Raw genomic sequence first — 23,437 nt, forward strand, 5'->3', positions numbered from 1 at the left:
GCCGCTAAGGCAAGCCCCCGCATTATGTCGGAGGACATCTACGTGAAAAAGTTTCTAACCATCGGTACGGCACTTGCCGGTTTGGCCTTCTCGGCCGCAGTAGCCGCAGCGGACACCAAACCCGCCGTTCTTTATGATCTGGGCGGCCGTTTCGACAAGTCGTTCAACGAAGCCGCCTATACCGGCGCCGAAAAGTTCAAAGAAGACTACGGCATCGAATACCGCGACTTCGAAATCCAGAACGACAGCCAGCGTGAACAGGCCCTGCGCAACTTCGCAAAGCGCGGCATGAACCCGATCGTTGCCATCGGCTTCTCCCAGGCCAACGCTGTTGAGAAAGTCGCCAAGGAATTTCCGGACACGCAGTTCGCCATCGTCGACATGGTTGTCGATCTGCCGAACGTGCGCTCCATCCTGTTCAAGGAGCATGAAGGCTCCTACATCGTCGGCATGCTTGCCGCGATGGCGTCCGAAACCGGCAAGGTCGGTTTTGTCGGCGGCATGGACATCCCGCTGATCCGCAAGTTTGCCTGCGGCTACAAGCAGGGCGTCATGGCCACCAATGGCGACGCGGAAGTCTTCGAAAACATGACCGGTACCACCGGCGCAGCCTGGAACGACCCGGTCAAGGGTGGTGAGCTGGCCAAGTCCCAGTTCGACCGCGGTGCGGACGTCGTCTATCACGCAGCCGGCGGCACCGGCATCGGTGTGCTCCAGGCAGCTGCCGACGCCGGCAAGCTCGGCATCGGCGTGGACAGCAACCAGAACGCCCTGCATCCGGGATCCGTTCTCAGCTCCATGCTGAAGCGCGTCGACATTGCCGTCTACCAGGCATTCGAAGACGCTGAAAACGACGCCTGGTCTTCCGGCTTCGAGGTTCTCGGCCTGAAGGAAGGTGGTGTCGACTGGGCCCTCGACGACAACAATGCCGAGCTGGTCAATGACGAGATGAGAGCCAAGGTCGAAGAAGCGACCCAGAAGATCATCTCCGGCGAAATCGTTGTTCATGACTACATGAGCGACGAATCCTGCCCGGGCTAAGTCTCGATACCGACCTCCGCGCCTCGCGCGGAGGTCACTTTCCCGAAGTTTTCCGCCAGTCACCTTGCGGGGCCTGTCATGATCCGCTTCAAAATCCTGTTTTCGGCTGCCCTGGTTGCCGCAGCGTTCGGTGCTGCAGCGGCCCAGGCGGAGCCTGCCATCGTCTACTCGGTCGGTGGCAAGTTCGACGGTTCGTTCAATGAAAGCGCCTTTGGCGGCGTGACCCGGTTTCAGGAGGAAACCGGCAGCACTGTCCGCGAGTTTGCACTTGAACGCGATTCCCAGAGCCTGCAGGCGCTGCGCAACTTTGCCAGCCGTGGCAATGCCCCAGTTGTCGCCATCGGCTTCAACCAGGCCAACGCCCTGTCGCAGGTGGCGCCCGACTTTCCCGAGACGGATTTTGCGATTGTCGACATGGTGGTCGATCAGCCGAATGTGCGCTCTTATGTCTTCAAGGAGCACGAAGGCGCCTATATTGGCGGCCTCCTGGCGGCCATGGCATCCAAAAGCGGCACGGTCGGCTTTGTCGGCGGCATGGACATTCCGATTATTCAGCGCTTCCTGTGCGGCTACAAGCAGGGGGCGCTCGCGGCGGATCCGGATGTGCAAGTCCTGTTCAACATGACCGGCGACACGCCGGCCGCCTTTGCCAATCCCGTGCGCGGCGGAGAACTGGCGACCGGCCAGATCAAGCGCGGCGCCGATGTCATCATCCAGGCAGCCGGCGGAACCGGGCTCGGCGTGCTGCAGGCCGCTGCCGACGCAGGCGTGCTCGGCATGGGGACCGACAGCAACCAGAACGGCCTGCACCCTGGCAAGGTGCTGACCTCCATTCGCAAGCGCGTCGACAATGCGGTCTTCGACAGTTTCCAGTCCGCAGCCAATGGCACGTTCGAACCCGGCATTCAGGTGCTTGGTCTTGCCGAGGGGGGCATGGACTGGGTTCTGGATGACAACAACCGCGAACTGATCACGGCGGAGATGCAGGCGGCGGCAGACGCTGCGGTGCAAGGGATCTCCGCGGGAACCATCAAGGTTCATGATGTCGTCACCGAAGGCGCGTGCCCTTTCTAAGGGGCGGTCTTCAGGGACAACATCGGTGAAGGGGCAATAATAATGACAACGACAATCAGTCTGGCCTGGGGGAGCGCATGAGCGACACGCCGGCAATTGAACTGCGCAAGATCAACAAGCGCTTTGGACCCGTTCACGCCAACAAGGATATCGACCTTGTGGTGAAAAAGGGGTCCATCCATGGGATCATCGGCGAAAACGGCGCGGGCAAGTCCACGCTGATGTCGATCCTCTACGGCTTCTATCAGGCTGATGACGGCGACATTCTGGTGAATGGAAACAAGGTGTCGATCCCCGATTCCAAGGCGGCGATCGGCCTTGGCGTCGGCATGGTGCACCAGCATTTCATGCTGGTCGACAATTTCTCGGTTCTGGAAAACGTGGTCCTCGGCGCCGAGGACAGCCAGATGCTGGCAGGCGGATTGTCCCGCGCCCGCACCGAACTGAAGCGCCTGGAAGAAGAATATGAGCTGCGCGTCGATCCGGATGCGCTGATTCAGGATCTGCCGGTCGGATTGCAGCAGCGGGTGGAAATCCTCAAGGCGCTCTATCGCAGCGCCGAGGTCTTGATCCTGGACGAGCCGACCGGCGTCCTGACGCCGGCAGAGGCCGATCACCTGTTCAAGATCCTCGATGTCCTGAAAAACGAGGGCAAGACGGTTCTGCTGATCACCCACAAACTGCGCGAGATCATGAAGGCGACCGACGCGGTTTCCGTCATGCGCCGCGGCGAGATGGTGGCGACGCGCGAAACAAAGAACACCTCCATGGAAGAACTCGCCGAATTGATGGTCGGCCGCAGCGTTCTCCTGCGGGTCGACAAGAAACCGGCCGAACCCAAGGCCCCGGTGATGGAGGTCGAGAACCTGACCGTCACCGACAGCCGGGGTGTCCAGGTGGTCAAGGATGTGTCATTCGAGGTCCGGGCCGGCGAGATCGTCGGGATTGCCGGTGTCTCCGGCAATGGCCAGTCGGAACTGCTCGAAACCCTGTCCGGCATTCGCCGGGCAACGCGCGGCACGCTCAAGATCAATGGTGAAACCATCAATCTCGGCACCAGCATGCTCGACGCTGCCGACATGCGCGACAAGAACATGGGCCACGTGCCGGAAGACCGGCACCGCATGGGTCTGATCAACAGTTTCGCCGAATACGAGAACTCCATTCTCGGCTATCACCGCGACCCGGCCTATTCCAAGGGCTGGCTCTTGGACCTGGCAGCCATCAAGAAAAACGCGATTGCCGAGATCGAGAAATACGATATTCGCCCGCCAAGCCCGATGCTGAAAACCGCAAATTTCTCCGGCGGAAACCAGCAGAAGATCGTGCTGGCCCGCGAGATCGAGCGCGATCCGGAAGTTCTCCTGATCGGTCAGCCGACCCGCGGCGTCGATATCGGTGCGATTGAATTCATCCATCGCCGCATCGTCGAACTGCGCGACCAGGGCAAGGGCATTGTGCTTGTCTCGGTCGAACTCGACGAGATCCGGGCGCTTTCCGACCGGGTCCTGGTCATGTTTGACGGCCGCATCGTCGGCGAACGCGGTGCCAATGCCGAAGAAGGCGAACTGGGCCTCCTGATGGCCGGTGTCGAAGACAGCAACAAGACTGCCGCTGAGGGAGGGGCCCAATGAGTGCCGGTCAGCTTCCACGTTGGGTCGATTACGGCCTCATCCCGTTCCTGAACCTTGCCGCGGCGTTTCTCGTCTCCGGCCTGGTGGTGATTCTGATCGGGGAAAATCCGCTCAAGGCGGTTCAGGTCCTGCTCTGGGGGTCCATGGGCTATGCCGAGGGCTTCGGCTTCACGCTGTTCTATGCCACCAACTTCATCTTTACAGGCCTGGCGGTGGCCGTCGCCTTCCACGCCGGGCTTTTCAACATCGGCGGCGAGGGCCAGGCCTATCTCGGCGGGCTTGGTGTTGCCATCGCCTGTCTGGCGCTGGACCAGTATGTGCCGTGGTACGTCACGCTGCCCTTTGCCATCATCTGCTCGGCAGCGACAGGCGCGGCCTGGGCCTTTATCCCGGCCTGGCTGCAGGCCAAGCGCGGCAGTCACGTCGTGATCACGACGATCATGTTCAACTACATCTCCTATTCCCTGATGGTCTATCTGCTCGTCAACGTGCTGAAGGAAAAGGGATCGATGCAGACTGAGACCCGCACCTTCGAAGAGGGCGGCAGGTTGCCGATGTTGAACGACCTGTTCCCGTCGCTCGGTTTCGGCTATTCGCCGGTGAACCTGTCGCTGTTCATCGCGCTGGCAGCCTGTGTGCTTGTCTGGCTCCTGATCTTCCGCACGAGGCTCGGCTTCGAAATCCGCTCCTTCGGCGCCAATGCCACGGCGGCGGTCTATGCCGGGATCTCACCGGTGCGCACCATCATCATCACCATGCTGATTTCCGGCGGACTGGCCGGCATGATGGCGATCAACGAAATCATGGGATCGCAGCATCGGCTGCTGGTCGACTTCGTGACCGGATATGGTTTCGTCGGCATTGCTGTGGCCCTGATGGGCCGCGCGCATCCGGTCGGCATAGTGCTGGCGGCGATCCTGTTCGGCATGCTTTATCAGGGCGGCGCGGAACTTTCGTTTGAAATGCCGAACATCACCCGTGACATGATCATCGTCATCCAGGGTCTTGTAATCCTGTTTGCCGGGGCGCTGGAACACATGTTCCGGCCAACAATCGTCCGGATCTTCACGCCCTCCCGGGCCCTTGCCGCGAAGGAGGCGTGATCATGTTTGAACTCATCATCCTCACGTTCGATTCCACCTTGCGCGTGTCAACGCCGTTGCTGCTCGCCTGCCTGGCAGGGCTTTATTCCGAACGGTCCGGCATTGTCGACATCGGCCTGGAAGGCAAGATGCTCGGAGCGGCCTTCGGGGCGGGTGCGGTTGCCTATCTGACGGCCAATGCCTGGCTTGGTCTCCTGTCCGGGATCGGTGTCGCGGTTGCGCTCGGCCTGCTGCATGGCTTTGCCTCGATTTCCAATCGCGGCAACCAGATCGTCTCCGGTGTCGCCATCAACTTCCTGGCGGCGGGCCTGACGGCCCTGCTCGGCCAGACCTGGTTTCGCCAGGGCGGACGGACCCCGTCACTGCCCGATGGCGGACGGTTTCGCGAGATTGTCTGGCCGTTTGCCGAAGAAATCCGCGGTGTGCCGGTGATCGGTCCGATCTACAGCGAACTTCTGTCGGGACACAATATTCTGGTCTACGCCGCGTTTCTGGCGGTGCCGCTGACCTGGTGGGTGCTGTTCCGCAGCCGCTTCGGCCTTCGTTTGCGTGCGGTCGGGGAAAACCCGGCGGCCGTCGATACAGCCGGCATTTCGGTCACGTGGCTGCGCTACCGGGCGGTGATTGCCTGCGGTATCCTTTGCGGCTTTGCAGGCTCCTATCTGTCGGTTGCCGCCGGCTCCGGCTTCGGTGTCAACATGACGGCCGGGCAGGGATTCATGGCCCTTGCGGCGCTGATCTTCGCCAAGTGGAAGCCGGTCAACGCCATGTTCGCCTGTCTTCTGTTCGGCTTCCTCGATGCAGCAGGAACAAGGATGCAGGGCGTGGAATTTCCGGTCATCGGTGAGCTGCCGCTGCAGGTGTTCCAGGCATTGCCTTACGTCCTCACCGTGATCCTGCTGGCGGGCTTCATCGGCAAGGCCATTCCGCCCAAGGCAGCCGGCATTCCATATTTGAAGGAACGCTCATGAGCGCGCTGGACGATCTCTTTGAAGCGGCCAAGGCGGTTCGGGAAAAGGCCTATGCGCCTTACTCGAACTTCCTGGTAGGGGCTGCCCTGCGCACGCCCGATGGCACGGTCTTTACAGGCTGCAACGTCGAAAACGCTTCCTATCCGGTGAGCGTCTGTGCCGAGGGCGGGGCCGTTGGCGCCATGATCGCCGCCGGCCATCGCGAGATTGCGGAAGTGGTCGTGATCGGGGATGCGGCGCTTTGCACACCCTGCGGCATGTGCCGACAGCGGCTGAAGGAATTCGGCACGGACGACCTGGTCGTCCATGTCGCGAACTTGGACGGCATCCGGCGCAGTTTCACCATGGATGAACTGCTGCCCGCCGCCTTTGAACTCGAAGACAAGAAGGACTGACCCTCAATGAGTGGTTACGGCCGTGAATGCGCGGACATCGTCCGCGCTGCCCGTACGGGCTCCTACAAGATTGGCATGATCCTGGGCTCCGGCCTCGGGGCGCTTGCCGAGGAAATCGAAGACGCGGTGCGCATTCCCTATTCGCGCCTGGCGGGGTTTCCGGTCTCCACTGTGACCTCCCATTCCAGTGAACTGGTCGCAGGAGCGCTGGCTGGTGTTCCTGTGGTGATCCTGTCCGGTCGCGCGCATTACTACGAAGGCGGTGATCCATCCGTCATGCGCACGCCGGTCGAAACGCTGAAAGAGCTTGGCTGCGAGATCTTGCTGGCGACCAACGCGGCAGGGTCCCTGCGCGAGGAGGTCGCACCCGGTTCGCCGATGCTCATTTCCGATCACATCAACTGGTCCGGCAAGAACCCGCTGATCGGAGAGGAAGACGAAAAGCGTTTTCTCGACATGAGCACGGCCTATGATCCGGGTCTGCGCGATGCCATGAAGAAGGTCGCCGAGGAAACAGGCGATGCGATCGCGGAGGGCGTCTACATGTGGTTCTCCGGCCCGTCCTTCGAGACGCCGGCCGAAATACGCATGGCGAAGCTGCTGGGCGCGGACGCCGTCGGCATGTCCACCGTGCCGGAAGTGATCATGGCACGGTTCCTGGGGATGCGCGTGGCGGCCATGTCCATCATCACCAATTACGGCGCGGGCATGCAGACCCATGCGCTCAGTCACGACGAAACAAAAGCAGTTGCCCTTCAGGGCATGGAACGCATGAAAGAGCTGGTGCGGGCATTTGTGAAGGAGATCGGCGAATGAGCGATATGATCGAAATTGCAATACGCGCCCTCGGGCTCGTGGATCTGACCAATCTCAACGATGATTGCACGGCAGAGGATATTACCAAGCTGACAGGCCGCACGGTGACCGATCACGGGTCCGTGGCCGCGGTGTGTGTCTGGCCGCGTTTTGTCGCCCAGGCGGCCAAGGAGTTGACGGGTACAGGCGTGAAGGTCGCCACCGTAGTCAATTTCCCGGCCGGCGGTGAAGACACCGACGCGGTGATCACCGAAACCAGGAAGGCGCTTGAAGACGGCGCCGACGAGATCGACTTGGTCATGCCCTACAAGGCCTTTTGCGATGGCCGCAAGGGGTTTGCCGAGGAGCAGATCATCCGCGTCAAGGCGGCGATTCCGGCTCCGGCGATCCTGAAAGTCATTCTGGAGACCGGTGAGATCAAGGATCCGCTCCTGATCCATGCCGCCTCGAACGTGGCAATCGGGGCAGGTGCGGACTTCATCAAGACCTCCACCGGCAAGGTCGCGATCAACGCCACCCTGGAGGCGGCCGAAATCATGCTGACCGCCATCGAGGAAGCACGCCGCGACGATGCGGAGCGCGTGATCGGGTTCAAGCCGGCCGGCGGCATCAAGACCGCGGAAGATGCGGCGGCCTATCTGGCGCTTGCCGACAAGATCATGGGCCACAACTGGGTCTCCGCGCACACGTTCCGTTTTGGCGCGAGCGGCCTGCTGGATTCCCTGATTTCCACCATCGAGGGTCAGGAAATCGTCGACCATTCCCATCACGGCTACTGAGACAGCTTCAAGAAGGGCATAAGAAATGCTGCCGCAGGAAATCATCAGAAAAAAACGCGACGGGGGCACACTCGACGCGGAGGAAATCGCTTTCTTCGTGAAAGGTCTCGCAGACGGATCTGTCACGGAAGGCCAGGTCTCCGCGCTTGCCATGGCGGTCTTCTTCAAGGGCCTGACCGTTGACGAACGGGTCGCCCTGACGCTGGCCATGCGCGACAGCGGCGATGTCATGGACTGGTCCGGCATTGACGCACCGATCCTGGACAAACACTCCACCGGTGGGGTCGGCGACAACGTCTCGCTGATGCTGGCGCCAGCGCTTGCAGCCTGCGGCGCGGCAGTGCCAATGATTTCCGGGCGGGGCCTCGGCCATACCGGCGGCACGCTGGACAAGTTCGACAGCATCCCGGGCTACCAGACCCAGCCGGACAATCTTCTGTTCAAGAAGGTGGTCAAGGAAATCGGCTGCGCGGTCATCGGCCAGACCGGCAACCTGGCCCCTGCCGACAAGCGTTTTTATGCTATCCGGGATGTGACCGGGACCGTTGAAAGCATCGATCTCATCACCGCTTCGATCCTGTCCAAGAAACTGGCTGCCGGCCTTCAGGGGCTGGTGCTCGATGTCAAATGGGGCACCGGCGCCTTCATGGGGTCGCTCGATGAGGCACGGGCGCTTGCGGAGAGTCTGGTGCTTGTCGCAAATGGCGCGGGCCTCAAAACCACGGCGCTTCTCACCGACATGAACGAGCCGCTGGCGTCGGCCGCCGGCAATGCTGTTGAAATGCAGAATGCGGTCGACTTCCTGAAGGGCACGGCCATCGACAACCGGCTCTGGGATGTCACCGTCGCGCAAGGCGGTGAACTGCTTGCCTCCGGCGGTATCGCGGCAACCGCGGACGCCGGTATGGACATGATGCGCGAAGCCTTCCAGAGCGGCAAGGCCGCAGAAAAGTTCGCGCAGATGGTCCATGCCCTTGGCGGCCCGGCCGACTTCATGGAGAAATGCGAGCTCTACCTTGCAAAAGCACCTGTGCAGGCACCTGTCTATGCCGAGCAGGACGGTGTCGTGACGGGCGTCGATGCAAGAGCTGTCGGGGTCGCGGTGGTGGCCCTTGGGGGCGGTCGCCGTGCTGCGGCGGATGTGATCGATCCGTCGGTCGGTCTCACCGATCTGGCAGGTGTCGGCAACACGGTCGATGCGGATGCACCTCTTGCCATCGTGCACGCAAAAACCGAGGCCGAGGCGGAAGAAGCCGCGATCGCGCTGCGCAAGGCCTATACGGTCGGTACAGCTGCCGACGTTCAGGACCGGCCGAGCGTGGTCGACCGGATCGCGCCGTAAAAACTGATATCGCCGGGAGAATATCCTTCCGGCGCCCCTCCGGTTCGGGTGGAACCGGCAATGATAAATGAGGAGATGCCCATGCCTCGTGCAATTCTGTGCGTTCTGGACAGTTTTGGCATCGGCGGTGCCGCGGATGCGGCTGACTTCGGCGATGCCGGGTCCGACACCCTGGGTCATATCGCGGCGCATTGCGCCGAAGGCAAAGGCGACAGGGAAGGCCTGCGCAGCGGTCCGCTGACCGTTCCCAACATGGACCGGCTCGGCCTTGGGGCCGCGGGCAAATTGTCGACCGGCAAGGATGTTCCGGGTCTCGATTTTGCCGGCGAACCGGAAGGGCTCTGGGGCTATGCCGCCGAGGTGTCCAACGGCAAGGATACGCCATCGGGCCACTGGGAAATTGCGGGTGTGCCGGTGCGTTTCGACTGGGGCTATTTCCCGGAAACCATTCCGACCTTTCCGGATGAGCTGATCGCAAAGATCAGCGAGAAGGCGGGGCTGGACGGCATTCTGGGCAACAAGCATGCCTCCGGAACCGTCATCATTGCCGAGCTCGGCGAAGAGCACGTGAAGACAGGAAAACCGATCTTCTATACGTCGGCGGATTCCGTCATCCAGATCGCCGCCCATGAGGAGCACTACGGTCTCGACAAGCTCTATGAGCTTTGCGAGATCACCCGCGAGCTGGCCGATCCCTACAATATCGGCCGTGTCATCGCGCGGCCCTTTGTCGGCGGGTCATCAGAGACCTTTGAGCGCACCGCCAACAGGCGCGACTATTCGGTGCTGCCGCCGGAACCGACGCTGCTTGACCGGCTGACCGCCGACGGCCGTACGGTCTATGGCATTGGCAAGATCTCGGACATCTTCGCTCATCAGGGCGTCGCCAAGGTGCTGAAGGGCGCCGGCAACGACCAGCTCTTCGACAAGACCCTAGAGGCAATGGATCTTGCAGAAGATGGCGACATGATCTTTGCCAATTTCATCGATTTCGACAGTCTCTACGGTCACCGCCGCGATGTGCCGGGCTATGCAGCAGCGCTTGAGCATTTCGACCGCCGCCTGCCGGAAATGATTGCAAGGATGCGGGAAGGCGACCTGTTGATCCTGACCGCGGATCACGGCTGCGACCCGACCTGGAAGGGCACCGATCACACCCGCGAGCACGTGCCGGTGATCGCCACTGGCCCCGGCATTGCCGGGCGCAGCGTCGGCGGCCGCAAGACCTATGCGGATATTGGCGAAAGCGTTGCCGACCACCTGGGCATTGCAATTGGCCCCAATGGCAGCAGTTTCCTGTAATCTGCTGTCTCTGAAGCGAAACGAGAACCGAGGATCCGCCAAAGATGCCCGATGCCATTCAGGTCCCGAAGGCTGAGCTCCATTGCCATATCGAAGGCGCGGCACCACCGACCCTGGTGGCCCGCCTGGCCGACCATCACGGCATGGATGTTTCAAGTGCTCTGGATGGCAATGGCAAATATGTCTGGTCGGACTTCACCACGTTTCTGAAGGCCTATGACGTTGCCAGCGCGGTGTTCAAGACGCCGGCCGACTATGCGCTTTTGTCGGAAACCTATTTCCGTATGCTGGCGGCGGAAGGCGCGATCTATGGCGAGATCTTCATTTCTCCGGACCATGCCCAGGCGGCTGGCTTGTCCTACGCGTCCTATGTGGAAGGTCTGGCGGCCGGGATCGAACGCGCCAAGACCGACACCGCCATCGAAGGCCGCATGATCGCCATCGGTGTGCGTCATTTCGGGTCTGCCTCGGTGGAGCGGGTGGTCAAGGAGGTCATCGGCAATCCGCATCCGCTGGTCACCGGCTTCGGCCTTGCCGGCGATGAACGTGCCGGCCATCCGGCGAATTTTTCCAAGGCGTTCCGCATGGCCGCGGATGAAGGCCTTGGCACAACGGCCCATGCCGGCGAGTTCGGCGGGCCGGAAAGCGTGGTCGCCGCGCTCGAGTTTCTGAGGGTCAAGCGCCTCGGTCATGGTGTGCGCGCCATTGAAGATCCGGATCTGGTCAAGCGGCTTGCCGATGAAGACATCGTGCTTGAGGTCTGTCCGGGGTCCAACACTGCGCTTGGTGTTTATTCCCATCTGCGTTTTCACCCGGTGAACCGGCTGCGCAACGAGGGAGTGAAGATCACACTCAATTCCGACGACCCGCCCTTTTTCGGCACGACGCTCGGCAAGGAATATGCATCGGTCTCCGAGACCTTCGGCTGGAGTTTCGACGATCAGATGGCGGTCACGCGCACAGCCATCGAAGCCGCCTTCTGCGACGACGCCACCCGCAACCGGTTGCTGGTGAGACTGGACAGCGCGAAACAGGCATAGGCGCGGCAGAGTGCCGACTATCGAGGCAAAAGGCACCATCCTGAGGAACCGCTAAAGCGACTCCTGAGTGACTGGCTACGGCCGTATTGGAAGGTCTCACTCAAATATGCTGGCCGGTCTCGTCCACTTCCTGGCGAAGGTGGGGCGTGACAGGTTTCGGAGTGGTGATATGCGCCTTGGGACTGCCGCCGGACACCATTGCCGTACTTGTCCAAAATGGCCGAAGAGCAAGGGATGAATTAGATACCCGAACCGGTTTGACAAGGTTAGGGTAGGCAAATAGGCGAGTTCAGGTTTTCCAATAAGGCAGATTTTTCAAATGAACGACACCAATCCGGCGCTGACGCTGTTCCAACCCGAAGAAGTCCGCCGCAAGGCGCATATGCTGCTCGATCTGGCGGCCGAAGGCGGTCTTGCCCATGTCGGTGTTGATCTGGACCGTCTCGACGCCGCCGTGGCAACGGTGCTGGAAACCACAAAGGAAAACTATCCCGATTTTCAGATCCCGCCCTATGGCATCTGGCGGGGGTTCGAGGCAGGTGGCATCGATCGCTGGCAGGCCATGGCCAGCGCGCGCGGGTTCGAGACCGCAGAGGAGATGCTGGCAGCTGCCGCTGACCTGGCTCTTCTCGGCATCGCCATGACAACACTGCATCCGTCGGGCTGGCAGTATGAAGACCGCATGACCGAAACGACGGTCGGTGGTGCTCAGGCGTCGGCGCTCGCGGCCTTTCACATGTTTGCCTCCGGGTCGTTCTCCTCCGACATGACCGATCCCTATCGGGTTGACGCCGGCGCTCTGGTCTCCATGGATCTGATTGAGCTTGCCGCCGGCCTGCAATGGGACGACCGCGACGACGCGGATCACCTGAAGGCCATGCAGAGGCACCTGAAGCGCATGGGGGAGGCCCTGGCGCTGCGGCCGGACCTGTTCGGCGAAGGTGAGGCCACCCGGCCGGGGCTCCTGGCGGTCCAACTGGCGACGGATTGCAATGGTACCATCGATGCGGGCGACGTTCTCGACCGGATCCTGGAGGCCCTGGCCCCGGTCTGGGAAGGCGGGGCCACGTCGGGGGATATCTGGTTGGGCGATGCTTTTGTGCATTCGGCCTTGCCGGGCAATGACGTCCACGCAATCATGCCGTTTCATCTGGCCGCGCAGCAGATGGTCTACTCACTGGTCGAACCGTTTGCCTGGGCCGGTTTTGAGGTCACCGGCCTGGAAAAGTTGACCGCGCCGGCCGATCTGACACATGCGGTATTGTTCGTGAAATCCGGTGTTCTCGCACTGAAGGACAGCAACGGCACGCTTACGCCGGAGGCCATCCGCGATCGCATGATCGAAATCCGTGCGCTCACCATCGCGCTCACCGACAAGCTGGCCGAACGGCTGGCCAGCGGCCTTGGGATGAACCTCGACCAGGTGCCCTTTACCTGCATTCTGGAAGGCGGCACGGACCGGGCAGGGAACCGTATTCTTGAACAAGCTCCGGAAAACCTGCGCGATCTGGGTAAAATCCTCAATCCGGGGGCTGTTTTTTGGTTGCCGTTCGGGGCATAGCTCCTGAACAATGACGAAATGAAATGAGCCCGCCACCTGTGGGTTCAAAACGCAAGAGAGGCAGATATGTCCGGAGCCAATGTCATCAGCCACCCGCTGGTCCAGCACAAACTGAGCATCATGCGCGACAAGGGAACTTCCACACAGGGATTCCGGCGTCTGCTGCGCGAGATTTCGACACTGCTGTGCTACGAGGTTACGAGAGACCTGCCGCTCGTCCGCCAGACCATCGAAACGCCGCTCGCCGAAATGCAGGCGCCGACACTGGCCGGCAAGAAGCTGGTGTTTGCGTCCGTGCTTCGCGCCGGCAACGGGCTGCTGGAAGGCATGCTGGATCTGGTGCCGTCCGCGCGCGTGGCCCATGTCGGCCTTTACCGCGATCCCGAGACGCTGCAGCCGGTGGAATACTATTTCAAGGCGCCGGAAGACCTGAACGAGCGCCTGGTCATCGTGGTCGATCCGATGCTGGCAACCGCCAATTCCGCGATTGCTGCGGTTCAGAAATTGAAGGAGCGCGGCGCCAACAACATCCGGTTCCTGTGCCTGCTGGCCGCGCCCGAAGGCGTCGCCAAGTTCAACGAGATGCACCCGGACGTGCCGATCTTCACAGCCTCCATCGACGAGAAGCTCAATGAGAAAGGCTATATCGTCCCGGGCCTCGGGGATGCCGGCGACCGCATGTACGGCACCAAGTGATGTAATCGATCTGAAGCCCGCCATCCGGCGGGCTTTTTGTTTGAGCCTAGGGTCAGGATGACGTTCTGGCAGAATATCGCCAGAATTCCCGTGGCGACTTGCAGGTGTTTTCGGTCTAACCTCTCGACAAAAGGGGAGGCAGCATGATCACGGTATTCGGCTCCATCAACCTGGACCTGGTTGTTGCTGTCCCCCGCCTGCCGACGGCCGGTGAAACGGTGAACGGCCGCGACCACCAGACCTTTCCGGGCGGCAAGGGCGCGAACCAGGCGCTGGCGGCGCAGCGAGCGGGGGCGCAGGTTCGCATGGTGGGCGCTGTCGGACAGGACAGTTTTGCCGAACTGGCGCTGGAAAACCTGCGTGCATCCGGCGTTGATCTGTCCGGTATCCGGTCGCTTGCCGGATCGACCGGTCTGGCCTTTATCGGCATCGACCCATCCGGCGAGAACCAGATCATCGTCGCCAGCGGCACCAACGCCCGGGTTGATGCGGGCTGGCTTGAGGGTGGGTTTTCTTCCAGCGACATGTTGCTGATCCAGGGAGAAGTGCCGTTCGCGCAGGCCGCAAGGGCCAGTCTGCTGGCCAGGGAGGCTGGTGCCCCTGTGTTCTGGAACCCGGCCCCGGTGCCGGAAGGGGATCTGCGCACCTGTTTCGAAATGGCCAGTATCGTTGTGGTCAACACGAGCGAAGCAGTCGCAATCGCGGATCGCCTGGGTATTCCGGGAGATCCAGAATCCTTTACGGAACGGCTGGCGACGTCCGAGCGCTCGATCGTCGTCACGCTCGGGGCTGACGGCGTTCTGGCGCGCACCGAAAAGACGCGCTACCGCTACAGGTCGCCTCAAATCACTGCAGTGGACACGACCGGCGCCGGCGATGCGTTTTGCGGCGCTGTTGCCTCGGCACTGGATCGGAATGCTGCCTTCGACCGTGCGCTCAAGGAAGGCATTGCCGCCGGCGCGCTCGCCTGCACCGTAACCGGTGCGCAATCCAGCGCGCCTCACCAAAAGGACATTGCGCACCTGGCTGATCAGATTGTCTGACGGTGCAGCATCCCGGTTTTACAGCCTGCTAAGGAAACCGTGATAGGGAGAGGCGATCCTGAACTTATAGGCTTGGCATGATACGGTTTGCCGTCATCTTACTGGTTTTTCTCGCCCTTGCGCCCCTGGTTCCGATCCTCGTTGAAAAGAGATTGGGGTCGGCGGACACGCATAGGGCGGACACCGGCATTGAGAACGGCGACGGAACGGATACAGGCGAGCGGATCTATCGCATTACAAGAAACAGGTCCGGGCATTTCGTTGCCGAAGCCCGCTTGAACGGCACCTTTGTCGACATGCTGGTCGATACGGGAGCGACGGTGACCGTACTGCCGGAATCCGTGGCGGAGGACATTGGCATCTTTTTGAGCGAAGCCGATTTTACCGTCCCGATCCGAACAGCAAACGGCACGGCCCGCGGTGCACGAACTGTCATCGACGGCTTGCGGCTTGGCGACATTCGCCTGGACGACATCGACGCGCTTGTCCTGAAAGACGACAGTCTGGGGCAGCCCCTGCTTGGCATGTCGGTCCTCAACCAGTTGGAACGGTTTGACATGTCGGGCGGCACGCTAGTACTGGTTCAGTAATCTGCCCCGCCGCATGCGCGGCTTGACCCGTCTGTTTCTATTCTCCGCCATTGTGAGGCATTGATGTTTCCGAAACCTCTCCCGAGTTTGAAGCCCAACACGCTTGAGTATGAATCTCTTCCCATGGTGAAGCCGACCGGGTTTCGCGAATACGATGCCCGCTGGCTGTTCGAAAAAGAAATCAACCTGATGGGCATGCAGGCGCTCGGCATGGGGATCGGCACGCTCATCCACGAGCGGGGCGTCCGGCCGGACATCGTCGTCGGTCATGATTTTCGCAGTTATTCTTCAACCATCAAGATGGCGGTTGTGAATGGCCTGATGGCGGCTGGCATCAATGTTCACGACATTGGTCTTGCCCTGTCGCCGATGGCCTATTTCGCGCAATTTGCGCTGGACGTGCCCGCTGTTGCGATGATCACGGCGTCTCACAACGACAATGGCTGGACGGGCGTGAAGATGGGCATCGACCGGCCCCTGACGTTTGGTCCGGACGAAATGGGGCGCTTGAAGGAAATCGTTCTGGAAGCCGCGTTCGACCTGAAGGGAGGCGGCAGCTACCGTTTCGTGGACGGGTTCCCGGACGTCTATTTCAAGGACCTGACGGAGCGGGCCAAGCTGAAGCGTCCGATCAAGGTGGTTGCGGCCTGTGGCAATGGCACGGCCGGCGCGTTCGCCCCGAAGATCCTGGAGGCGATTGGCGCCGAGGTCATTCCGCTTGACGCGGAACTTGACCACACCTTCCCGCGCTACAATCCCAATCCGGAAGACATGAAAATGCTGCATGCGCTCCGGGACAAGGTCCTGGAAGTCGGTGCGGAGGTCGGTCTCGGCTTTGACGGCGATGGCGACCGGTGCGGTGTGGTCGACAACGAAGGCGAGGAGATCTTCGCCGATAAGGTCGGTGTCATGCTGGCCAGGGACATTTCGGCGTTGCACCCGAACAGCCAGTTCGTCGTCGACGTCAAGTCGACCGGTCTGTTCAACACCGATCCGGTGCTGCAGGCCAACGGCGCCAAGACGGATTATTTTAAGACCGGGCATTCCTATATCAAGCGCCGAGTGACCGAACTGAATGCCGTCGTCGGCTTTGAAAAGTCCGGCCATTACTTCTTCAACAAGCCGATTGGCCGCGGCTATGACGATGGTCTGGTCTCCGCGATTGCGATCCTGGACATGCTGGACCGCAACCCGGACAAGACCATGGCGGATCTGCGCCGGGACCTGCCCAAGACCTGGGGCTCGCCGACCATGTCACCGAAATGCGCCGACGAGATCAAATATGACGTCGTCGACCGGGTTGTCGCGCGGTTCCAGGACATGAAAGTGAAGGGCGAGACGGTTGCCGGACAGGCGATCACCGATCTTATTACCGTCAACGGTGTCCGCGTCGTGAGCGAGGATGGTACCTGGGGTCTGGTTCGCGCCTCGTCCAACAAGCCGGAGCTGGTCGTTGTGGTGGAAAGTCCGGTCTCCGAAGAACGTCTGCACGCCATGTTCAAGGCTGTTGACGGTGTCCTGCGTGAGAACCCGGAAGTCGGTGAATACAACCAGACCATTTGATCGATGGACGGACGGCGGCAATTGTCAGCGGCCGTCCTTCTTGGTCAGCTTCTGCTGACGACCTGCTGCCGGAGTGAATGATGATCAGGGAATTTGGTGTCTTGCCTGACGGCGAGGTCGTTCACGAGATTTCACTCAGGAAAGGCGCACTCCAGGCCTCTGTCTTGACCTTGGGGGCAATCATCCGGGACCTCAAGGTTGACGGGCAAACCGTTGTCCTTGGCTTTGAAGACCTACAGAGCTACCTGGACCATTCGCCCTATTTCGGAGCTGTTGCCGGTCGCTGTGCCAATCGCATTGCCGGCGCCCGGATGACGATCGACGGTCAGGAGCACAGGCTGGATGTCAATGAGAGGGGGCGCCACCAGTTGCATGGCGGCGCTCGTGGCTTTTCACGGCGTGTCTGGCAACTGGAGCAGAGCGACAAGGCCAGCGTGCTGCTCAAACTTGTCTCTGAAGACGGCGACATGGGCTATCCGGGACGCGTCGACGTGCTGTTGCGCTATACATTGACCGGCACTGGCGCGCTGCGCATGAAGATCACGGCGACCACGGACAGGACCACGCCCGTCAATCTGACCCAGCACAGCTATTTCAATCTGGATGGCAGCGCCACGATCCTTGATCACACCCTTGAAATTGCTGCGGACAGCTACTTGCCTGTCGATGAGGATCTGATCCCGACCGGTGAAGTGCGCAAGGTGGCCTGGACGCCTTACGACTTTCAGGATGGACGCAAGCTGCGGCGGCGGGCCGGCGAGGAGACCGTTGTCTTCGATCACAATTTCTGCCTCTCCGACGCGTCGCGCGAGAGCGTCGAATTTGCGGCGGCGCTTGAGGATTCGTCGGGAGACAGGCGCATGGAAGTCTGGACAACGGAGCCTGGCCTGCAGCTTTTTGATGCCGGCGGGATCGACGTAAAGGTGCCGGGACTGGAAGGAAAACGCTACGGTCCGCATGCCGGTCTCTGCCTGGAGGCTCAGCGTTGGCCGGACAGCGTCAACCAGGACGGGTTCACGAGTGTTTTGTTACGGCCCTCAGAGACTTATAGTCACGTTACGGAATTCCGTTTTTCCTGATTTGGGTTACATTACCCGCATCGGCTAAGGTCATGGCAAGGGAACCGGGGGCAGCTTGTGAAGACGGTTTTTTCAGACACCCAGCTTGCGCATGCGCCGGCTCAGGAGATTTCCGACGGCGAGTTGAAACCGGCCGTCGAGATCCCGAGTCGCGCAGAAATCGTGCTTAAAACCGTCCGTGACAGGAATGTCGGTGACATCCTCGCACCGGAGGAGTTTCCAATCCGGCCGCTGCAACGGGTGCACTCTCCCGACTATGTTTCCTTTCTGGAAGGGTTCTGGGAACAATGGACGGCAGCGGGCCGCACCAAGGAAGCATTTCCGTTTGTCTGGCCCATCCGCAGCCTCAGGCAGGATGTGTCCGTTACACATATCGATGGTCTGCTGGGCCGATATTCCATGGATGCCGGCACGCCCGTTGGCGAACACACTTATGGGGCTGCCCGTGCATCGGTCGACACTGCGTTGACCGCGGCAAAGATGGTTCTGGACGGGGCGCAATCGGTCTTTGCCCTGTGCCGGCCGCCCGGCCACCATGCCGGGTTCGATTTCTTCGGTGGCTACTGCTTTTTCAACAACGCCGCCGTGGCAGCTCAGTATCTGCGGGACTACGGCCTTCACCGGATCGCGATCCTCGACGTCGACTACCATCACGGCAACGGGACGCAGGCTCTCTTCTACGACCGGCCTGACATTCTGTTCCTGTCCATTCATGCCGACCCCAAGGAAGAATATCCCTATTTCCTGGGATATGCGGACGAGACGGGTGAACATGCCGGGACCGGCTTCACACGGAACTGGCCCCTGCCGCTCGGCACCGACTGGGACGGATACACGCCCGCGCTGGAAGAAGCCTGCCGCTGGCTTCTTGTCTACAAACCGGAAGCGCTGATCGTGTCACTTGGCATGGACTGCTATGAGCACGACCCGATCTCCGGCTTCAAATTCACCAGCGATGATTTTCTGCGTCTCGGCCAACGACTCAAGAAGGTCGGCGTCCCGACCATCTTCGTTATGGAAGGCGGTTACGCGGTCGATGCGCTTGGCACCAACTGTGTCAACGTTCTAGAGGGATTTGAAGAATAGCCTCGTCAGGCAGGCAGCAATCCAAGTTCAAGCAGATCCTGTCTGAGACGCTCGGCCTCCTTGAAGTGATGCCCTTTCATGCCCAGCTGCCGCGCGGTGGCAATGTTCTGCTCGCTGTCATCGATGAAGAGGCAGGTCTTCGGATCAAGACCATTGCGATCAAACAGGCGCTGATAAATAGCCGGATCGGGTTTGATCAACCGTTCTTCCGCGGAAATGACGATGTCCAGGAAGCTGGATTTGAGAAACGGGAACCGGGACTGACACTCGGCGAATTTCTCGTTTGAAAAATTGGTGATGGCATAAAGCGGCGTGCCCGACGCCTTCAGGGCTTCAAGCAGGGAAAGCGTGCCCGGGACTTCTCCTGGAACCATCTCATGCCAATGCCTGGAATAGGCTGCAATCAGATCGACCTTGTCGGGGTGCTGCTGCGACAGGGCGTAGACAGCTTCCTCCCAGGACCGGCCGAGATCCTGTTCCAGGTTCCAGTCCATCGAGCACACCGATTCCAGAAAATGCCTGCGCTCTTTTTCGTCGGGAATGAGCCTGGAATAGAGGTGTTCGGGATTCCATTCGATCAGGACATTTCCTATATCGAAGACAACAGTCGTGATAGGGTCGCTCATGCGGGCCGGTCCGAAGTAAGTGAGAATGTTCCATGCCTGGGCAGGACAATATTTTGTACGTTACATCAAAACCTTATGTCCGGAATGTGATGCCTGCCAAGATCCTGGTTCTCGCGGTCCTGCCATTGTTGCTGTCCTTTTTGGCCACTTTGGCGCAGGCACAGCAGGAAAGCGGCATGCCGGACCGGTTGCGCCTTGGCGTGGTCGTCGCTGCGGATGAAGCGGCGCGCGAGCGTGTCGAGCCTTTCCGTCTGGCGCTGGAGGATGTCGCCGACATGCCGGTCGACCTGTTCCTCATGGACACGATGGCCGATGCCATCGAGGCGCTTGCCGCCGACCGCATCGACTATGCCAGGCTGTCTCCGTCCGGCTATGCCGCCGTGCACCAGCTCTGCGCCTGTATCGAGCCTCTGGTGACGGCCGCCCCCGACGATTTTCCAGCACGGTTTTATGCCATCCTTGTCGCCAAACGAAACGGCGAAAAAAACACATTGGCAGACTTGAAGGGCACCCGATTGGCCGTCGGTGGTACCCATGCGGTGACCGGGTACCGGGTTCCACTCACCAACCTGGCCGCTGACGGCATCAACGCGCGGGCTCATTTCAGTGCGCTGGTGGAGGTTCAGGACCCCGTTGAAGGTCTGCGTGCGATCCTGGATGGCCGCGTGCAGGCGAGTCTTGCCTGGTCGACCCTGGCCGGCGAAGCCAAGAACGGCTATACCGCCGGCACGCTCAACGATTTTTATGTCGCTGGCGGCCGTGGTTTCAACGATCTTGAGATTGTCTGGCGGTCACCGCCGATCCCCTATTCCGCCCACAGTCTGCGCAAGGACCTGCCTGACGAACTGAAACGGCGCATCCGGGCTGGTCTGATGGATCTGCGCCGTGAAGCACCCGATGCCTATCTGGCGATCGAGCCGGATCTGCCCGGCGGTTTCGAGCCGGTGGTCCACGGCGATTTCCGGCCGGTCCTGCGCACCTTCGAAGAGGAATATGTGACCCTGTTGAACCCGCAAGGACGCTAGGCTGCGACTGTCTCTTCGTTCAGCAGATTTTCCGTATGCCGACGGATCATTTCCTCTTCATTTGTGGGGATGACCAGCACCTTGATGCTCGAGCCTGGCGCGGAAATGTCCTCTTCGCGCACCTCGTTCCTGGCCTTGTCAATGGCAAGGCCGAGCCAGTCCTGGTCGGCGCAGACTCTTTCCCGGATCAGTGCCGCGTTTTCACCGATACCACCGGTAAAGACGATCGTATCGAGACCGCCAAGAACAGCTGCCATCGCGCCAAGCTCCCGGCGGATGCGGAACACAAAATAATCGATGGCTTCGGCAGCTTTTGGATCGTTGCTCTCGGTGAGCGTGCGCATGTCCTGGCTGATACCGGACAGACCCTTCAGGCCGGAGCCCTTGTAAAGAAGGTCCGAAACTTCCTCCGGCGACATGCCCTTGGTGGTCAGAAGATAAAGCACGACGCCCGGATCCAGCTGGCCGCAGCGAGTGCCCATGGGCAGGCCGTCCAGCGCGGTAAAGCCCATGGTGGACCCGATGCTCTGGCCATCGCGGATCGCGCACATGGAGGCACCATTGCCCAGATGGGCGACGATCACCCGGCCCGCATAGACATCCGGGCGGGCCGACTTCAGATAACTGCAGATATACTCGTAAGACAGGCCATGAAAGCCGTAACGCCGCACGCCTTCCTCGTAAAACGGCCGGGGCAGGGCGAAGGTGTCGTTGACCCAGGGATGCTTGCGGTGAAACGCCGTATCGAAACAGGCCGTCTGCAAGGCGTCCGGGAAGGCCTTCGTGGCTGCCTCAATGCCGGCAAGATTATGAGGCTGGTGCAACGGGGCAAGCGGTTCCAGAGAGCGAAGATCGCTCAGTATTTCGGGTGTGATCCGCAGTGGTTCTGCGTGAACAACACCGCCATGAACAACCCGGTGTCCGACCGCGTCGACGGGACGCCCGCCCAGTTCGGCCTCCAGCAGAGGCAACAGGGTGCCCATGGCGGACCCATGGCTTCGGCCTTCTTCGGCATTGAGCGGACGATCGATCCTGGTATCCGTCACTTTGGAAGCGAGCTTGATATGCGGCGTCGCCCCGAGACCCGAAATTTGTCCGGACAGCAATTCCCGCGCTCCGGCAAAAAGCGTGAACTTGATGGAGGACGAGCCGGAATTCAGAACCAGGATGACCTGTTCCATGGTCAGTCTTCCTCGCGGTCGAGAATGCCGGCCGGCGCGCCATTGGCCTGCCAGTGCGTATAAAGCAGGGCGAGCGCGCAGGACGCGAGGCGTGCCCGGCCGTCATCGGCGCGGCTGGTCAGCATGACGGGAACTTTTGCACCGATGACAAGGCCGGCGGCTTCTGCATGGGCGATGAAGGTCAGCTCCTTGGCCAGCATATTGCCGGATTCCAGATTGGGCACGATCAGCACTTCGGCATGTCCGGCCACCAGCGAGGTGATGCCCTTGGTGCGGGCGGCCTGGACATCGATGGCATTGTCCATCGCCAGGGGGCCATCGACCACGGCGCCGGTGATCTGACCGCGCTCGGCCATCTTGGACAGAACCGCCGCGTCCAGGCTGGAGGGTATGGCGGGATTGACGGTCTCGATTGCCGACAGAACGCCAACGCGCGGCATCTCGAGGCCGAGCGCACGGGCGGCGTCGATCGCATTCTGCGTGATGTCGACCTTGGTGTTGAGATCCGGCGAAATGTTGATGGCGGCATCGGAAATCAGAACGGGTGTCTTGCGGCCGGGAATGTCCATGACGAAGACATGACTGATACGCCGCTTGGTGCGCAGGCCGCCGTCGCGTTTCACGACGTGATGCAGCAGGTGGTCCGTGTGCAGATGCCCCTTCATGACCGCCTTGACCCGGCCTTCATGCACCATGGCGACAGCGCGCCCGGCAGCTTCCATCTCGTCTTCGATGTCGATCAGTTCGTAGCCGCTGATATCCTCGCCCAGTTCTTTGGCGGCGGCATCTATCCTGTCTTTCGCGCCGATCAGGACAGGGTCGATCAGTCCTTCGCGAGCCGCCATGAGCGCACCTTCAAGCGAATTCGGATCATCCGGAGCCGCGACGGCGGTTGGCAGGGCCGGCAGGGTTTTTGCCAGCTCAATCATCCGGTTGAAGTGCCTGTGCCGCTGCACGAGCAGTGCCGGGATCTCGCTGGAATCGAATTCGATGGTTTCCGTCGGGGCGGTGACCTCGGCGACACCCTCGACCAAGCGGACGCCGTCACCCCGGGTCACGCTCAATTCGAACAGAACGATGTTGTTGTCCTTTTTCTCGGTGGCAACGACCTTGACCGTGAGTTTGTCGCCTACGGCAGCGCGGCCGAGAAATCGGAAGGACTGGGCTTTGTAAACCGTTCCGGGCCCGGGAAGAATGTTGCCAAGCACAGCCGAGGCCAGGCCGCCCACCCACATGGCAGGCGCTGTCGGCTTGTCAACGACGCCATCGCCGGTCCAGTCCGTATCCGGGAGATGAATGGGGTTGCGATTGCCCGACGCGTGCGCAAAGACCAGGAGATCGTTCGAGGAGCACTCGCGCACGATTTCTGCGCTGTCGCCTATCTTGATCTGATCATATGTCCTGTTGGTTGCCATTTTCCCGTAATCCCGTCCTGAAATACATATTGCAGCGCAGCAATTCGCGGGAGAGTACCCTTAGAATGCGACGGT

At 60.8% G+C, this 23,437-nt stretch carries 22 protein-coding genes; 19 read left to right on the forward strand and 3 right to left on the reverse strand.

What is annotated here, in order from left to right; all coding sequences use genetic code 11:
* Window positions 1-42 precede the first annotated feature (42 nt).
* From ACO6TG_RS19875 to ACO6TG_RS19960, 18 genes are all read left to right on the forward strand, one after another.
* On the forward strand, window positions 43-1,041 hold the full coding sequence (locus ACO6TG_RS19875) for a BMP family lipoprotein (RefSeq protein WP_422374787.1): 999 nt from the start codon (window positions 43-45) through the stop codon (window positions 1,039-1,041).
* Between the two features lie 78 nt (window positions 1,042-1,119).
* A complete protein-coding gene (locus ACO6TG_RS19880; RefSeq protein ID WP_422374788.1) occupies window positions 1,120-2,115 on the forward strand; it encodes a BMP family lipoprotein in 996 nt (331 codons plus the stop codon).
* 77 nt (window positions 2,116-2,192) lie between these two features.
* The gene (locus tag ACO6TG_RS19885) at window positions 2,193-3,749 is read left to right on the forward strand and encodes an ABC transporter ATP-binding protein (protein ID WP_422374789.1); all 1,557 of its coding nucleotides are present in this window, start codon (window positions 2,193-2,195) and stop codon (window positions 3,747-3,749) included.
* Window positions 3,746-4,852, forward strand: a complete 1,107-nt coding sequence (locus ACO6TG_RS19890) for an ABC transporter permease (protein WP_422374790.1) — start codon at window positions 3,746-3,748, stop codon at window positions 4,850-4,852. Before ACO6TG_RS19885 ends, ACO6TG_RS19890 begins: the two co-directional genes overlap by 4 nt.
* A gap of 2 nt (window positions 4,853-4,854) precedes the next feature.
* Window positions 4,855-5,823 (forward strand): ABC transporter permease, encoded by a 969-nt coding sequence (locus ACO6TG_RS19895; RefSeq protein ID WP_422374791.1) that lies wholly within the window; start codon window positions 4,855-4,857, stop codon window positions 5,821-5,823.
* On the forward strand, window positions 5,820-6,218 hold the full coding sequence (gene cdd, locus ACO6TG_RS19900; protein WP_422374792.1) for a cytidine deaminase: 399 nt from the start codon (window positions 5,820-5,822) through the stop codon (window positions 6,216-6,218). The genes ACO6TG_RS19895 and cdd overlap by 4 nt, the downstream gene beginning before the upstream one ends.
* 6 nt (window positions 6,219-6,224) lie before the next feature.
* A complete protein-coding gene (locus ACO6TG_RS19905) occupies window positions 6,225-7,034 on the forward strand; it encodes a purine-nucleoside phosphorylase (protein WP_422374793.1) in 810 nt (269 codons plus the stop codon).
* Window positions 7,031-7,813, forward strand: a complete 783-nt coding sequence (gene deoC / locus ACO6TG_RS19910) for a deoxyribose-phosphate aldolase (RefSeq protein ID WP_422374794.1) — start codon at window positions 7,031-7,033, stop codon at window positions 7,811-7,813. Before ACO6TG_RS19905 ends, deoC begins: the two co-directional genes overlap by 4 nt.
* 25 nt (window positions 7,814-7,838) lie before the next feature.
* The gene (gene deoA, locus ACO6TG_RS19915; protein ID WP_422374795.1) at window positions 7,839-9,155 is read left to right on the forward strand and encodes a thymidine phosphorylase; all 1,317 of its coding nucleotides are present in this window, start codon (window positions 7,839-7,841) and stop codon (window positions 9,153-9,155) included.
* A gap of 81 nt (window positions 9,156-9,236) precedes the next feature.
* Window positions 9,237-10,457 carry a phosphopentomutase gene (locus ACO6TG_RS19920; RefSeq protein ID WP_422374796.1) on the forward strand — a complete coding sequence of 407 codons (1,221 nt, stop codon included), beginning with the start codon at window positions 9,237-9,239 and terminating at the stop codon, window positions 10,455-10,457.
* Window positions 10,458-10,501: 44 nt separating this feature from the next.
* On the forward strand, window positions 10,502-11,497 hold the full coding sequence (locus ACO6TG_RS19925) for an adenosine deaminase (RefSeq protein ID WP_422374797.1): 996 nt from the start codon (window positions 10,502-10,504) through the stop codon (window positions 11,495-11,497).
* A 319-nt stretch (window positions 11,498-11,816) separates the two neighbouring features.
* The gene (locus tag ACO6TG_RS19930; RefSeq protein ID WP_422374798.1) at window positions 11,817-13,058 is read left to right on the forward strand and encodes a DUF1688 family protein; all 1,242 of its coding nucleotides are present in this window, start codon (window positions 11,817-11,819) and stop codon (window positions 13,056-13,058) included.
* Between the two features lie 66 nt (window positions 13,059-13,124).
* The gene (gene upp, locus ACO6TG_RS19935) at window positions 13,125-13,754 is read left to right on the forward strand and encodes a uracil phosphoribosyltransferase (protein WP_094073868.1); all 630 of its coding nucleotides are present in this window, start codon (window positions 13,125-13,127) and stop codon (window positions 13,752-13,754) included.
* Between the two features lie 143 nt (window positions 13,755-13,897).
* On the forward strand, window positions 13,898-14,797 hold the full coding sequence (locus ACO6TG_RS19940) for a ribokinase (RefSeq protein WP_422374799.1): 900 nt from the start codon (window positions 13,898-13,900) through the stop codon (window positions 14,795-14,797).
* Window positions 14,798-14,874: 77 nt separating this feature from the next.
* Entirely contained in the window at window positions 14,875-15,387 is a 513-nt protein-coding gene (locus ACO6TG_RS19945; protein WP_422374800.1) for a retropepsin-like aspartic protease family protein, read from the forward strand.
* Between the two features lie 63 nt (window positions 15,388-15,450).
* Window positions 15,451-16,950, forward strand: coding sequence for a phosphomannomutase/phosphoglucomutase (locus ACO6TG_RS19950; RefSeq protein ID WP_422374801.1), 1,500 nt, complete (start codon window positions 15,451-15,453; stop codon window positions 16,948-16,950).
* Between the two features lie 80 nt (window positions 16,951-17,030).
* Window positions 17,031-18,029 carry an aldose epimerase family protein gene (locus ACO6TG_RS19955; RefSeq protein ID WP_422374802.1) on the forward strand — a complete coding sequence of 333 codons (999 nt, stop codon included), beginning with the start codon at window positions 17,031-17,033 and terminating at the stop codon, window positions 18,027-18,029.
* 57 nt (window positions 18,030-18,086) lie between these two features.
* The gene (locus tag ACO6TG_RS19960; protein ID WP_422374803.1) at window positions 18,087-19,115 is read left to right on the forward strand and encodes a histone deacetylase family protein; all 1,029 of its coding nucleotides are present in this window, start codon (window positions 18,087-18,089) and stop codon (window positions 19,113-19,115) included.
* A 5-nt stretch (window positions 19,116-19,120) separates the two neighbouring features.
* Here the strand turns inward: ACO6TG_RS19960 and ACO6TG_RS19965 are convergent, their stop codons facing one another.
* On the reverse strand, window positions 19,121-19,741 hold the full coding sequence (locus ACO6TG_RS19965) for an HAD family hydrolase (protein ID WP_422374804.1): 621 nt from the start codon (window positions 19,739-19,741) through the stop codon (window positions 19,121-19,123).
* A gap of 89 nt (window positions 19,742-19,830) precedes the next feature.
* Here ACO6TG_RS19965 and ACO6TG_RS19970 point away from each other — a divergent pair, with 89 nt between their 5' ends.
* The gene (locus ACO6TG_RS19970) at window positions 19,831-20,766 is read left to right on the forward strand and encodes a phosphate/phosphite/phosphonate ABC transporter substrate-binding protein (protein ID WP_422374805.1); all 936 of its coding nucleotides are present in this window, start codon (window positions 19,831-19,833) and stop codon (window positions 20,764-20,766) included.
* On the opposite strand, the gene ACO6TG_RS19975 is transcribed toward ACO6TG_RS19970, so the two are convergent.
* A complete protein-coding gene (locus ACO6TG_RS19975; protein WP_422374806.1) occupies window positions 20,763-21,947 on the reverse strand; it encodes an acetate/propionate family kinase in 1,185 nt (394 codons plus the stop codon). The genes ACO6TG_RS19970 and ACO6TG_RS19975 overlap by 4 nt on opposite strands.
* Before the next feature lie 2 nt (window positions 21,948-21,949).
* Window positions 21,950-23,362, reverse strand: a complete 1,413-nt coding sequence (locus tag ACO6TG_RS19980; RefSeq protein ID WP_422374807.1) for a bifunctional enoyl-CoA hydratase/phosphate acetyltransferase — start codon at window positions 23,360-23,362, stop codon at window positions 21,950-21,952.
* Window positions 23,363-23,437: the final 75 nt, after the last annotated feature.

The sequence above is a fragment of the Roseibium sp. genome (assembly GCF_965233565.1).
In the GTDB taxonomy this organism is placed as follows: domain Bacteria; phylum Pseudomonadota; class Alphaproteobacteria; order Rhizobiales; family Stappiaceae; genus Roseibium.